The sequence below is a fragment of the Bacteroides sp. AR29 genome, from assembly GCF_900217715.1.
Lineage (GTDB): Bacteria > Bacteroidota > Bacteroidia > Bacteroidales > Bacteroidaceae > Bacteroides > Bacteroides uniformis.
This window is the reverse complement of sequence record NZ_OBMS01000006.1, coordinates 119,580-133,944: the sequence shown is the minus strand read 5'-3', so window position 1 is coordinate 133,944 and position 14,365 is coordinate 119,580. Positions and strand designations below refer to the sequence as shown.

At 50.0% G+C, this 14,365-nt stretch carries 9 protein-coding genes; 2 read left to right on the top strand and 7 right to left on the bottom strand.

Annotated features, from left to right (window positions below; all coding sequences use genetic code 11):
• Positions 1-53 precede the first annotated feature (53 nt).
• A complete protein-coding gene (locus CSD97_RS05715) occupies positions 54-1,724 on the top strand; it encodes a putative transporter (protein ID WP_005828042.1) in 1,671 nt (556 codons plus the stop codon).
• Between the two features lie 54 nt (positions 1,725-1,778).
• Positions 1,779-3,767, top strand: a complete 1,989-nt coding sequence (locus CSD97_RS05710) for a fructose-1,6-bisphosphatase (RefSeq protein ID WP_005828043.1) — start codon at positions 1,779-1,781, stop codon at positions 3,765-3,767.
• Between the two features lies 1 nt (position 3,768).
• Here the strand turns inward: CSD97_RS05710 and CSD97_RS05705 are convergent, their stop codons facing one another.
• The 7 genes from CSD97_RS05705 to CSD97_RS05675 form a co-directional block, all read right to left on the bottom strand.
• A complete protein-coding gene (locus tag CSD97_RS05705; RefSeq protein WP_005836256.1) occupies positions 3,769-5,055 on the bottom strand; it encodes a hypothetical protein in 1,287 nt (428 codons plus the stop codon).
• Positions 5,056-5,063: 8 nt separating this feature from the next.
• Entirely contained in the window at positions 5,064-6,611 is a 1,548-nt protein-coding gene (locus CSD97_RS05700) for a sulfatase (protein ID WP_005828045.1), read from the bottom strand.
• 55 nt (positions 6,612-6,666) lie between these two features.
• Positions 6,667-8,325 (bottom strand): long-chain fatty acid--CoA ligase, encoded by a 1,659-nt coding sequence (locus tag CSD97_RS05695; protein WP_005828046.1) that lies wholly within the window; start codon positions 8,323-8,325, stop codon positions 6,667-6,669.
• 100 nt (positions 8,326-8,425) lie between these two features.
• Positions 8,426-10,840, bottom strand: a complete 2,415-nt coding sequence (locus CSD97_RS05690; RefSeq protein WP_005836257.1) for a TonB-dependent receptor — start codon at positions 10,838-10,840, stop codon at positions 8,426-8,428.
• A 20-nt stretch (positions 10,841-10,860) separates the two neighbouring features.
• Positions 10,861-11,937, bottom strand: a complete 1,077-nt coding sequence (locus tag CSD97_RS05685; RefSeq protein ID WP_005836259.1) for a GDP-L-fucose synthase — start codon at positions 11,935-11,937, stop codon at positions 10,861-10,863.
• A 26-nt stretch (positions 11,938-11,963) separates the two neighbouring features.
• Positions 11,964-13,040 (bottom strand): GDP-mannose 4,6-dehydratase, encoded by a 1,077-nt coding sequence (gmd, locus tag CSD97_RS05680; RefSeq protein ID WP_005836261.1) that lies wholly within the window; start codon positions 13,038-13,040, stop codon positions 11,964-11,966.
• Between the two features lie 74 nt (positions 13,041-13,114).
• Positions 13,115-14,275, bottom strand: a complete 1,161-nt coding sequence (locus tag CSD97_RS05675; RefSeq protein ID WP_005837656.1) for a dicarboxylate/amino acid:cation symporter — start codon at positions 14,273-14,275, stop codon at positions 13,115-13,117.
• Between the last annotated feature and the right edge of the window lie 90 nt (positions 14,276-14,365).

Genomic DNA, 14,365 nt, shown 5'->3' with positions numbered 1-14,365 from the left:
TGCATGAGGTTTGCACTATCTTTGCAGCCTGAAACTGTAAAATAGAATGCACATTGGACTGGCTATATAGTTTATTCGTCGAGCACTCCGCCTTGCAGGCGGTTGTGGTACTCTCACTGATTTCCGCTATCGGATTGGGATTGGGGAAGATACATGTTTGCGGCATTTCATTGGGAGTGACGTTTGTATTCTTTGCCGGCATCATTGCCGGGCATTTCGGGTTGTCCATAGACCCGCAGATGCTGAATTATGCGGAAAGCTTCGGGCTGGTGATATTTGTGTATGCTTTGGGTTTGCAGGTGGGACCGGGCTTTTTCAGCTCTTTCCGTAAAGGAGGGGTACAACTGAATATGCTCGCCACGGGTGTAGTGCTTATCGGCACCCTGCTGACTGTACTGGGCAGCTATGGGTTGGGAGTATCCCTGCCGGATATGGTGGGCATACTTTGCGGTGCCACGACAAACACACCGGCACTCGGTGCGGCACAGCAGACATTGAAACAGATGGGATTGGAGTCCAGTACCCCTGCTTTGGGGTGTGCGGTGGCATATCCGCTGGGGGTGGTAGGGGTCATTCTGGCCGTACTGTTCATCCGTAAGACGCTGGCGCATAAGGAAGACCTGGAATTGAAAGAGAAGGATGACGTGAACAAGCCTTACATTGTTGCGTTCCAGGTGCACAATCCTGCCATCTTCAACAAGAGTATCAAGGAAATAGGCGGGCTGAACAGCTATCCGAAGTTCGTGATTTCCCGCTTGTGGCGGGATGGGAATGTGAGTATTCCTACCTCGGAAAAGATTATAAAGGAAGGTGACCGCCTGCTGGTGATTACCTCGGAGAAAAATACGCCGGCTCTGACCGTGCTTTTCGGCGAGCAGGAGCATACTGATTGGAACAAGGAAGATATAGACTGGAATGCCATAGACAGCCAGTTGATTTCGCAACGTATCGTGGTGACGCGCCCGGAGTTGAACGGCAAGAAGCTGGGTTCTCTCCATCTGCGTAATCATTACGGTATCAATATCAGCCGGGTTTATCGTAGCGGCGTGCAGCTGCTGGCCACAGCGGAACTGACCTTGCAATTGGGTGACCGCCTGACCGTAGTGGGCGAAGCCGCTGCTATACAAAATGTGGAGAAGGTGCTGGGCAATGCTGTGAAAAGCCTGAAGGAACCGAACTTGGTGGCGGTATTTATCGGCATTGTCATCGGTCTGGCTTTGGGAGCAATTCCTATTTCCATTCCCGGCATCAGCGCTCCCGTGCGGCTCGGATTGGCAGGAGGCCCTATCATCGTAGGTATTCTTATCGGGACATTCGGTCCGAGGATGCACATGGTGACTTATACTACGCGCAGTGCGAACCTGATGCTCCGTGCATTGGGATTGTCTCTTTACCTGGCTTGCCTGGGACTGGATGCAGGTGCCCATTTCTTCGATACGGTATTCCGGCCGGAAGGGCTGTTATGGATTGCTACGGGTTTTGCGTTGACTGTGGTTCCGGTATTGATTATGGGTATCGTTACCTTCAAGTGGCTGAAGATAGATTTCGGAACAATGGCGGGTATGCTGTGCGGAAGCATGGCAAACCCCATGGCGCTGAACTACGCCAACGACACCATTCCGGGAGACAATCCGTCTGTAGCTTATGCTACGGTTTATCCGCTGTGCATGTTTCTACGGGTAATTATAGCCCAAGTGCTGCTCATGTTCTTCATTAATGGATAATGAAGAATGAGGGATATTATCAACTGTCAATTATCAACTATCAATTAAATAACTATGGGAAATATAACTCCGGAAAGTATTGTCAATGACTTGCGTTATTTGCAATTATTATCACGCAGTTTTCCTACCATTGCTGATGCCAGTACAGAAATCATCAATCTGGAGGCCATTCTGAATCTGCCGAAAGGTACAGAGCATTTTCTGACGGATATTCATGGCGAGTATGAGGCTTTTCAGCATGTGCTGAAGAATGCATCGGGGGCAGTGAAACGTAAGGTGAACGAAATATTCGGGCATACACTGCGCGAAAGTGAGAAGAAGGAAATCTGTACGTTAATTTATTATCCGGAAGAGAAGCTGCAACTTATCAAGGAGCAGGAAACGGACCTGGATGACTGGTATTTGATAACACTGAACCAGTTGGTAAAAGTATGCCAGAACGTTTCGTCCAAATATACCCGTTCGAAAGTACGCAAGGCACTTCCGGCAGAGTTCTCGTATATCATTCAAGAGCTGTTGCACGAATCGAGCATCGAACCTAACAAGCATGCCTATATCAATGTCATAATCAGTACCATTATCTCTACGAAGCGTGCGGATGATTTTATTGTGGCGATGTGCAACCTTATCCAGCGCTTGACCATCGACTCGCTGCATATCGTGGGCGATATATACGACCGCGGACCGGGTGCGCATATTATCATGGATACTCTCTGTGATTATCATAATTTCGACATCCAATGGGGTAACCACGATATTCTGTGGATGGGTGCCGCATCGGGTAATGATGCTTGTATAGCCAACGTAATCCGTATGTCGATGCGCTATGCCAATTTAGCAACGCTGGAGGATGGTTATGGCATCAATCTGTTGCCGCTTGCAACGTTTGCCATGGATACCTATGCGGATGACCCTTGCACCATCTTTGCACCGAAAATGAACTTTGCCGATGCGGAATACAATGAGAAGACCTTGCGGCTGATTACACAGATGCATAAGGCAATTACGGTTATCCAGTTGAAACTGGAAGCGGAAATCATCAGCCGCCGTCCTGAGTTCGGTATGGAGAACCGGAAACTGCTGCATCTGGTGGATTTCGAGCGTGGTGTGTTTGTATACGAAGGCAAGGAATATCCGTTGCGCGATGTGAATTTCCCCACCGTAGACCCGGCGGACCCGTATCGTCTGTCGGACGAAGAGCGCGAACTGATGCACCGGATTCATTCTTCTTTCATGAACAGCGAGAAGATGAAGAAGCACATGCGCTGCTTGTTTACGTATGGCGGCATGTATCTGGTGTGCAACAGTAACCTGCTTTATCATGCTTCCGTGCCTCTGAATGCGGACGGCAGTTTTAAACATGTCCGCATCGGCCAAAAGGAATACTGGGGACGTAAGTTGCTGAAAAAGACCGACCAGCTGATACGTACCGCTTACTTTGACGAGGACGGTTCGGACGAGAAACAGTTTGCACTGGATTATGTCTGGTACATGTGGTGCGGACCGGATGCCCCTTCCTTCGATAAAGACAAGATGGCTACCTTTGAACGCTATTTTGTGGCCGACAAAACATTGCATAAGGAGACGAAAGGGCATTACTATGCTTTGCGCAACGAGGCTGAGGTGTGTGACCGCATTCTTGAAGAGTTCGGCGTGAAGCCGGGGCCACATTCGCATATCATCAACGGACATGTACCGGTAAAGACCATTAAAGGTGAGAAACCCATCAAAGCGGATGGTAAGCTGCTGGTGATTGACGGTGGTTTTTCAAAAGCCTATCAGCCGGAAACGGGAATTGCGGGATATACGCTGGTATATCATTCCCACGGCTTGCAGTTGGTGCAGCATGAGCCGTTCCAGAGCCGTCAGAAAGCCATTGAAGAAGGACAAGACATCAAGTCTACAACCCTGGTTGTCGAATTCAATTCGCAGCGTATGATGGTGAAGGATACGGATAAAGGAAGTGAACTCGTTACGCAGATTCAGGATTTGATGAAACTGCTGGTGGCGTATAGGACGGGGCTGATTAAGGAGAAACAATAATTTATAATTTCAGTATCGTCACCCCGCCCTCTACAATGATGCCTTTGTCATAGGTTTTCCCTTGGGTGTAGTAGCGGCTGCCGCCATAACCGCCGGTGAGGAATATGCCAAAGCGGTCGGTCAGGTGGTATTCCAGATTGACACGTGCCTGGAGGGCATAGAGACGTGCCGGAATGCCGTAGTCCTTGTTCTTGAAGGTTTCTATATGTTGGTATCCCAGATCTCCGCTGATGAACAGCTGTTTGTAGAGCGGTAATTCAAGACCGGCACGGTAGAAGAGGGCAGCGGAAAACTTATCGCCAAAATCCAGATAATGGGTACCGCCACCGAGGATGGTATAGAAGAGCCGGTTCTTGAAACGGGCACCTACATTCAGCTTGGTGGCATTACCACCGAAAAACATCAGTTGAACTTTTGTTTGGGGATTGGCATTGACTAATCCCAATTGGAAACCATCTAATTTTTCTTTGTAGTAGTTGAATAGACCTATTTGAAGCCCTTTGGCACGTATGGCCATATTGGCAGCGCCTATTTGTAATCCTCGGGCTGTACCACCCACCACATTGCCCAGGCCGGAAACCTGAACACCGGTCATATCTCCGGCGGTGATGTTGGTAAGGGCGGACATCTGCATGCCATTCAAGTCTTCACCGATTACACTTAGCAGGCCGGCCCCTGAAAATCCTTTGAAATTTCCACCGGAAATATTGGCGAGTCCGGCAAAGTGTATGCCGGAAGCACCTTCTCCGCTGATATTCAACAGGCCGCCTATGGAGGCGCCACGATTATAGTCCCCACTGATGTTTGCCAGACCGGAAATGATGACGCCTTGCGCATGGTTTCCGGTGATACCTACCAGTCCCGAAACGGATACTCCGATAAGGTTGTTGCCATTGATGTTGGTAATTCCTGCTATCTGCATGCCTCGCATGCTTCCCCCCACCATATTTGACAGACCTGCCATCTGTACACCGTTCACATCCCTGCCGGTTACACTGCCAAGAATATTCATGCCGAGGCCATTCAGACGGTTCATGGAGGAGAACACACCCAGATTGAAGCAGGTGCTTCCTATGGTATCAGTCCGCTGTGTGGAGATGTTTTTCCATAAGGAGATATTGATACCTACCGGGCCATGGTCTGTTCGTGGAGAGCGTTGTTTCCGGAAAGATTTCTCGGAGGATTTCTGAATCGTATCCGGCTGTACGCTGCCCGGATTATGTTCTTGGGCAAGAGCTGTCCCTGCAAAAAGCAGGGACACAAGGAGGAGGGAAAGGTTTCGTTTCATACTTTTTTCTATATTTCGTCCGGCCAGGGAGCTGGTTGGCGGGTGGCACGCAACAGAGGGCGCTGCGCATCCACAGACCGGAGGTAATTACTTAATTTCCGTGACAACTCTTTGACAACTTCAGGCTTCTCTCGGGCCATATCATGTTTTTCACTGATGTCGGCGGGGATGTTGAAAAGTTCCCGTCTACCGTCACCGAAATAATACACCAGCTTCCACTCGCCCGAACGGATGGAGCAAGTGGCTCCGATGCCCGGGCCGGAAGGACCCCAGCTATTGGGATAATGCCAGTAGATATCACGGTCTTTCATTTTACCTTTTCCGGTGAGCAATGGCATGAAACTGATGCCGTCGCGTTGCTGTACGGTTGTATAGTTGTCTACGCCTGCCATCTCAAGGATGGTGGGGAAGAAGTCCTCTATCATCAGGTAATGGTCGCATTGGGTTTGGGGCGCTACGATGCCCGGCCAGCGGACAATCATCGGTTCACGTATGCCTCCTTCGTAGGCGGAACCTTTACCACTGTTGAGCGGATAGTTCTGGACATGCAGTTGTCCGGCGCGGGTATGGGCCGCCAAACCGCCATTGTCGGACATGAAGATGAGGATAGTGTTTTCCGTCAGGTTGTTCTTGTCCAGATAATCCATAATGTCTCCCAGACTTTTGTCCATACCCTCAATGAGAGTAGCATAGGCAGCTTCTACCGGAGGAAGGCCTTTGTCCAGGTACTTCTGGTAGAAACGCATGTCAGGTTGTATAGGGGTATGGATGGCATAGTGTGCCATGTACAGAAAGAATGGCTTGTCAGTCTGCTGTGCATCGTCCAGGGCCTTCATGGCCTCTATGGTAAGGGCTTCACTTAGGAAAGTGTCGGTTCCATGATATTTCTCCAGACCGGGTACGGCAGCCAGCGGGCTTTTACCGTCTGTTTTGTTGCCGAAATTCTCCTTGCCATAGTAGCTGGCAGGTGAACCGGCAGCATGTCCGGCTATGTTCACTTCAAACCCCATTTTCAACGGGTCGGCTCCGGGAGTGCCTTCAGCACCGAAGTGGGCTTTTCCGCAATGAATGGTGTGATAGCCATGGTCTTTGAGCACTTCGGCCAGGGAGGTGACTTGTGTGGTCCGTTCCACGCCAGGCTCTTGACAAATGCCGTTAACGTTCCATTCCGGATAAATCATGACCGAGTCGGGTTGTTCATGGGTAGTGTTCTTGCGGAGGGTCCAACTGGTGACTCGATGCCTGGCAGCATTCATTCCCGTAAAAAGGCTGACACGCGTAGGTGAACTGATGCTGCATGCATAGGCCTGCGTAAACATTTTGCCTTGTGTAGCCATCCGTTCCATGTTGGGAGTATGGTACGTATCGTTGTACTTGGTACGCTGTGTCCAAAAGGGGAGGGACGTGTCTTGCCATCCCATGTCATCCACTAGGAACAGAATGATGTTTGGCTGCTCTTTTGGAGCAGGTACGGCATCCCCAGGCGGCATGCCATACGCTTCTCCCGCCATTCCGCATATCGGAAGCATGGCGGATAATAATAATTCGTTTCTCATTTAGATAATAATTTAGAAAGGGTTAGATAGGTTGTAGTTTAATTGTTTTTTTACATTATCCTTTGGCCTCCTGATACAAGAAGCGTTTGATAGATTTCTTCGGCGTTTTTTCAAATTCTTCAGGATAGATTTTCATTTTGAATATCTGGCTGTATGCGGGCAGTTCTGCATTCAGTGCCACACGGTTTTCCTCCATGACGCGTTCGATGTCGTCATTGTTCAGCCCATGGGCAAAGGCATCATCGAAGTCGGGGTAAACCAGACCTACCAGTTTCTCATTCTGCTGCACGATGATGCTTTCGGCTACATACGGCATATTGTTCAGTTTGTCTTCTATCTCTTCCGGGTAGATATTCTGACCGCTCGGACCAAGGAGCATGTTCTTGCTGCGTCCCTTGATGCTTACGTTGCCTTCGGCATCCATCAGGGCAAGGTCTCCGGTGTGCAGCCAGCCGTCTTTGTCGAGTACCTGTACGGTGGCCTCGTCGTTCTTGTAGTAACCCAGCATGACATTGGGACCACGGCAGACAATCTCTCCCGGAATGTTTTCGGGATCGGATGATAGGATTTTCACCTCCATACGCGGTGCGGCCTTTCCGCAAGAACCGGGTTTGAAGCGGGTCCAATCCTCGTAACAGATGATGGGGCCGCATTCCGTCATTCCATAGCCTACCGTATAGGGGAAATCTATCATCTTTAAGAACTGCTCCACTTCCTGGTTGAAGGCAGCTCCTCCTACAATGATTTCTGCAAAGTTTCCGCCAAAGGCTTGAATCATTTGTTCGCGTACGGTCGCCTTTATCTTGTCATTGATGATGGGTACTTTCAGCAACAGCTTCATGGCAGGAGTTTCCAGCTTGGGCAGTACGCTCTTCTTTATAATCTTTTCGATAATGAGCGGAACAGCCACAATCAGGTTAGGCTTCACTTCGGTGAAAGCCTGGAAAATGATTTTGGGGCTGGGCATACGAGTGAGGAAGAATATGTGGCAACCTACGGCGAATTCATACAGAAACTCGAATGCAAGTCCGTACATATGTGCCATTGGCAGCATGGAGACAATCTTGTCACCGGCTTTCAGCGGCAATACTTCGAAAGCAAAAGTGGTGTTTGACCAAAGGCTGCGGTAGGGCAGCATCACTCCTTTGGAGTAACTGGTGGTGCCGGATGTATAGTTGATGACCGCCAGTTCGTCGGGCTGGTCCTTGTGATAACTGACATGCTCCTTGCGGAAGTTCTTGGGGTATTTCTTACCGAACATTTCGTTGAGATGTTCGCGGGCATAGTCCAACTTTTCGCTACGGGAGACAAGAATGTAGAAGTCTGCCATCATCATGATGCCCTCCAGCAGCGGCATGGCACTTTCGTTGAGGTTTTCCCAAACCTGGTCGCCTACGAAAAGCAGTTTGGCTTCGGAATGGTTCACGATGTTGTGTACATTGTCTGCCTTGAACTCGTGAAGGATGGGGACGATTACCGCACCGTAGGTCAATGTTGCGAGGAACGTTACGCCCCAGTGGGAACTGTTGCGGCCACAGACGGCAATCTTATCGCCTTTCTTGATGCCGCTTGCCTCGAAAATGATATGCAGCTTTTCTATTTTGCGGGCTACGTCCTTATATTGTAGGGTTGCTCCCTTATAGTCGGTCAGAGCGTCTAAATCCCAATTTTCCTTTATGCTATTCTCTATATAGGCGATAAAACTTTGTTCCATGATATTAATTGCACATTTGGTTGAAAATTGTGCAAATATAAGGGTTTATATATAGAAAGCAAACTTTTATAGGGAAAATAGTTTTTATGGCGGCTATTTGCTAAAACTCGACAGTTATACCTAAAGTAGGCAGGATAGTGCCGCTTTCCTGCTTGAGGTATTTCATTTTATAGCGCTGTTCGGTAACAGGAGCAGACGGATTTTCGATGATGCCCGTACTCATTATCACATCCGGTTGCTTCAGTTTGTTGCCGGTGATATTCTGTATGTCCAGATAGATTCCTATCATGCAGTGATGGAAGTAGAAGGACTTGTCCACACGCAAGTCTAACTGGGCAAAGTTGGGAAGTCGCCCGGTATTATAGTACGCATAGTCGTAGTAGGGCTGTCCTTTGGCATCCCATGCTTCTACGAGTGATGATTTGTCTTCATCATAGGGAGTGTAGGGGCTGCCGCCTATATAGCTTAGCTTGCCTCCTATGCTCCAGCGCCGGGGCAGGTTGTATGTACCGCTCATGTTGAGTATGAAACGGTTGTCCCAGGCAGATGGAATGAAGTCTCCATCTGGGCGGTTGCGGTATTCGCTGCGGTATAAGGTGAAGGAGGATACGAGATTGAACTTGCCGGATGCCTGCCAGCGGAACATGGTTTCCAGTCCGTAGGCCCTGCCGCTGGCTGTAGGGACGAGTGCTTCGTTGCCGGTGACACCGTAATCGTTTCCTTTGCATGCCAACGGAATGTTGTCTTGAAGGGAAAGTGGCATACGGCTGTAACGCTTGAAGAAACCTTCTGCAGAAACCATGAACCGGTCTTGCAGGTGCCAGTCCACACCGAGGCTGCTTTCAAAGACCTGCATGTACTTCAGGTTTTTGTTGAGATATTGCCCTTCATTGTCTTTATATCCCAAAGCGGTGTAGGGAGGCAATTGGTGGTAGAGGCCGGTACTTCCGCTCAGGGTCCATTGTTCCGAGAGTTTGTAGGATGCAGAGAGGCGTGGGGAGAACTGTTTCCATAGCTGCCGCATCTTTCGGTTGTAAGTGTTGCCATCCATACGGATACCGGCAGAAAGGGCCAGACGCTTGTCGGCGGTGGTATAGTTGGAAGAGAAGAAAGCCCCCCAGCCGAAGATGTTGAGTGAGGTTTCGTAGATGGAAAGCGTACCCGAATGACTGCCGTATAGTCTTTGCCTGCTGTGGTTTGTATAGATGGAGTTGTTCAGTTCTGCTCCTTCTTTTAGGGTCCATGCTCCCAAGCGCGTTTGGTTTTCGAAACGCAGGGTGGTCTTTTGTTCTGTGGAGCGTAGGCGCAGGGTCAGGTTGTCTTCGGAAGAGTCATCGTTGTTGCGGTATTTCAGATTGCGGTTGTTCAGGTAGTTATGGCTCAGTATAAGGGATTGTACGTGCCTTCCATTGTAGTGTCTGTAAGAGGCTCCGAAAGTGAATGTTTCCTGATGGATAGTGGGGAGATAGCTGAGCAGATATTCGGCATCTTCTCCTTTTTCATCGGTATTCAGTTTCATCTTGTCAATGCCTGCAAGACCAAGCAGGGTCAGCTCGCTGTGCTCGTTGAAACGGGTTTTTGTTTTGAATTGTCCGTCAATGAAATTGGGCAGGAAGGGCAGTCCCAAAGCCTTGAACAAAAGTTGCAGGTAGGACTGGCGTGCGGAGAACAGATAAGTGGTGCGCTGCCCCAGATGGCCTGCTCCGCTGAGCGAGACTTCCGATGCGCCGATGGTGGCTTTGAACGCCTGCTTGTCCGGATTTCCGTCCTTGAGGCGGAAGTCGAGGACGGAACTCAAGGCTCCGGAGCGGTTGGCGGGGAAGGCGCCCGTATAAAATGTAATCTCGCGTATCAGGTCGGCATTGACAATACTTACCGGTCCTCCGGATGCACCCTGAGTGGCAAAGTGGTTGATGTTGGGGATTTCGATGCCATCCATATAAAAGCGGTTTTCGGAAGGAGAACCGCCCCGAACAATCAAGTCGTTGCGATAGCCGATGGGAGAGAAAGAGACGCCGGGATAGGAGCGTACGATGCGCGAAACATCCCGGTTGGCTCCGGGACTTTTCTCTATTTCCTGCAAGCCGATGATACGCATGCTGACCGGGCTTTCGATATTTCGCCGGAAGGGGGAAGGCACCACCACTACTGTGTTCAGCAGATTGGCATCCTCTTCCATCTCTATCTCGATGAACGGGGTTGAGGCTGAAACGATATATTCGGGGGTGGAAACAGTCTGGTATCCTATGCAGGATGCCTCAAGGCTATAAATGCCCGGAGGTACCTGCTCTATCTTGAATGTGCCGAGTGAATCGGTGGATACCCCTTTCCCGGGGATGCCGGCAACGAAAACGTTGGCGTAGGCCACGGGTTGTCTGGACTGTCTGTCGATGACTTTGCCGCGAACGGAATAGGTCACGGGAGCTATCATGGCATTCATGGTTGGGCTGATACCTGATAAAAGTATCAGCAATATAAACAATACAGTTCCCACCTTGTACCGTATGGCATTCATGGCTAATCAGACGTCACTAATTACTTTCCCAAGTACCATCGGTACATGCGTTGCACACCTTCCTCGATATCAATCTTATGATGCCATCCCAATGCATGTAACTTACCGGGATCGGTCAGTTTGCGCATGGTGCCGTCGGGTTTGGAAGTGTCGAAGGTCAACCGGCCCTGATAGCCTACGGTGTTGACAATCAGCTCTGCCAACTGGCGGATAGTGATTTCCTTGCCCGTACCGATATTGATGTGACAGTTGCGGATTTCCTTGTCGCCCGGCTTGAAGGTATCTTTGAAGTCGACGTGTTCCATGACGAAGACGCTGGCATCTGCCATCTCCTCGCTCCAGAGGAATTCGCGCAAGGGGGTGCCGGTACCCCATAATCTCACTTCTTCTTCGCTGATGCCGTATTTCCGGAGGATATTCAGAATGTCCTCTTTGCTGCTGTCGCCGTTGATGCCTTCCACCGGACGCAGGTTCATGTCGTGGCGTACGGCATCCCAGTCGCCTTGTTTCAGGCAGTGGGCGAGGTGTATCTTGCGTATCATGGCAGGGAGCACGTGGCTGCGTTCCAGGTCGAAGTTGTCGTTGGGACCGTAAAGGTTGGTGGGCATCACGGCAATGTAGTTCGTACTGTATTGAAGATTGAAGCTTTCGCACATTTTCAGTCCGGCTATTTTGGCGATGGCATAGGGTTCGTTCGTGTATTCCAGCGGAGAAGTGAGGAGTGCGTCTTCTTTCATCGGCTGTTCGGCATCACGGGGATAGATGCAGGTGCTGCCCAGAAAGAGAAGTTTTTTCACTCCGTGGCGGAAGCTTTCGCCGATGACGTTCTGCTGTATCTGCAAGTTCTTGTAGATGAAGTCGGCACGGTAGATACTGTTGGCCATGATGCCACCCACAAAGGCGGCGGCAAGGAATACATATTCGGGCTGTTCCTCGTCGAAGAAGCGGCGTACGGCAACTCCGTCGAGCAGATCGAGTTCTGTGTGGGTCTTGCCGATGAGATTGGTGTATCCTTTCTCCTCAAGATTTTTCCAGATGGCAGAACCTACCAGTCCCCGGTGGCCTGCTACATATATTTTGGCATTTTTGTCTAACATTGTTGTCTGAAAGTTTAATAGTTCATTCAAAGCTCTTTGCTTCTTAAATACAGTTTCTTCACAAATTTCATGTCGTGCTCTGCCATGATGCGTACCAACTCTTCAAAACTGGTCTGCCTCGGATTCCATCCCAGCAGTGTTTTTGCTTTGGTGGGGTCGCCCAGCAATTGTTCCACTTCGGCAGGCCGGAAATATTTGGGGTCGACTTCCACGAGGACTTTTCCGGTCTGTGTGTCGATACCCTTCTCATCCACTCCCTGGCCTTCCCAGCACAGAGTGATGCCTACCTCCCGGAATGCCAGTGTCGCAAATTCGCGTACGGTATGCATTTCTCCGGTGGCAATGACGAAGTCTTCGGGGGTGTCGTGCTGCAGGATGAGCCACATGCACTCGATGTAGTCTTTGGCATATCCCCAGTCGCGCCGGGCATCCAGATTGCCCAGATACAGCTTGTCCTGGAAGCCTTGGGCGATGCGGGCAGCCGCCAGTGTGATTTTTCTTGTCACGAAGGTTTCACCTCGGCGTTCGCTCTCGTGGTTGAAGAGTATGCCGTTTACAGCAAACATGCCATAGCTTTCGCGGTAGTTCTTTGTAATCCAAAAGCCATACTGTTTGGCTACGCCATAGGGGCTGCGGGGATAGAACGGGGTCGTTTCGCTTTGCGGCACTTCCTGCACTTTTCCGAAGAGCTCGGAAGTGGAGGCCTGGTAGATGCGTGTCTTCTTTTCCATACCGAGAATGCGTACGGCTTCGAGCATGCGCAGGGTGCCTACGGCATCGGTTTCGGCGGTATATTCGGGCACGTCGAAGGATACTTTGACATGGCTTTGGGCGGCAAGGTTATATATTTCGTCCGGCTGCACACTCTGGATGATACGGATGAGAGAGCTGGAGTCTGTCATGTCTCCATAGTGCAGGTTAATGGTACGTTTCTGTTTCATGTCGCGTACCCACTCATCGAAGTAGAGGTGTTCGATGCGGCCGGTGTTGAAAGAGGAAGAGCGACGCAGGATACCGTGCACTTCATATCCTTTCTGCAGGAGGAATTCGGCAAGGAACGAGCCGTCCTGCCCGGTAATGCCGGAGATAAGGGCTTTCTTCATAATGTATGCTTCTTGTTATTATGTCTTTTCGGACTGCAATATTCGTTATTTTCCACGAGATAGCAAAATATAAACTATTTCTTTCCCATCACTTTGTCGATAATCAGTGCGATTGCCCCGTCGCCCGTCACATTGCAGGCAGTACCGAAGCTGTCCATCGCTATGTATAGTGCAATCATCAGCGCTTGTGCCGACTCGTCGAAGCCCAGCATGGATTGCAGGATGCCCAGTGATGCCATGATGGCGCCTCCCGGTACCCCGGGAGCGGCTACCATAGTGATGCCCAGCATGAAGATAAATCCTGCAAATAGAGGGAAATCATGGGGCATGCCTTGCATTATCATCAGTGCCAGGGCGCATGCCACAATCTTCAATGTGCTGCCCGACAGATGGATGGTGGCGCAAAGTGGGATGACGAATCCGGCAATATCGGCAGAGACGCCGTTCTTCCGACTTTGCTCCAATGTTACAGGGATAGTGGCGGCACTGGATTGAGTGCCTAGAGCCGTGAAGTAGGCAGGCATCATTCGTCCCAGTAGTTTGAGAGGGTTCTTGCGGACAAACAGTGCCGCAATGCTGTATTGGAATACCAGGAGAAAGATGTGAAGCAGGAAGATTACACCGATAATCTTAATAAAGACCATCAGGATGCCGAATACTTGTCCACTGTGCGTCATGTTGAGGAAAATGCCGAAAATATAGATGGGAAGCAGCGGCAATATCACTGCACTGATCATGCGGATGACAATCTCTTGAAAATCGCGTGCCGCATTTTTCAGTACCTCACTTTTCAGATGAGCCAGGCCCAGCCCCAGTGTGAAGGCAAGTACGAGTGCGGTCATAACATTCATCAAGGGCGGGATACCCACGGAAAAATAGGGAAGAATGCCTTGAGACTCACTGACTTCTTCTAACGGCACCCCGGTTTCTATGAGGGAAGGAAATACCGCCATACCGGTGAAATAGGAGAGAAAGCCGGAGAATAAGGTAGCTCCGTAAGCAATGAGCGCCGTGACGACCAGCATCCGTCCGGCTCCTTTGCCGATGTCGGCAATGGCAATCGTGACCAGTCCCACAATGATGAGGGGGATGGAGAAGTTCAGGAATTCACTGAAAATGGCATTGAATGTTACGAACAGCCGTACCAGCGAAGCCGGTAGGAAATTTCCGAAAAGTATACCTAAGATAATGGCAATGATGATGCGTGGCAATAGTCCGATGTGGAAGTTCTTCATGAGCATTGGTTTTCTGTCTGGTTGAAAAATAGGCTTTCGCTGACAAAAGTACTATTTTATTTTCGTAATTCATACGAACAAATGCTGTTA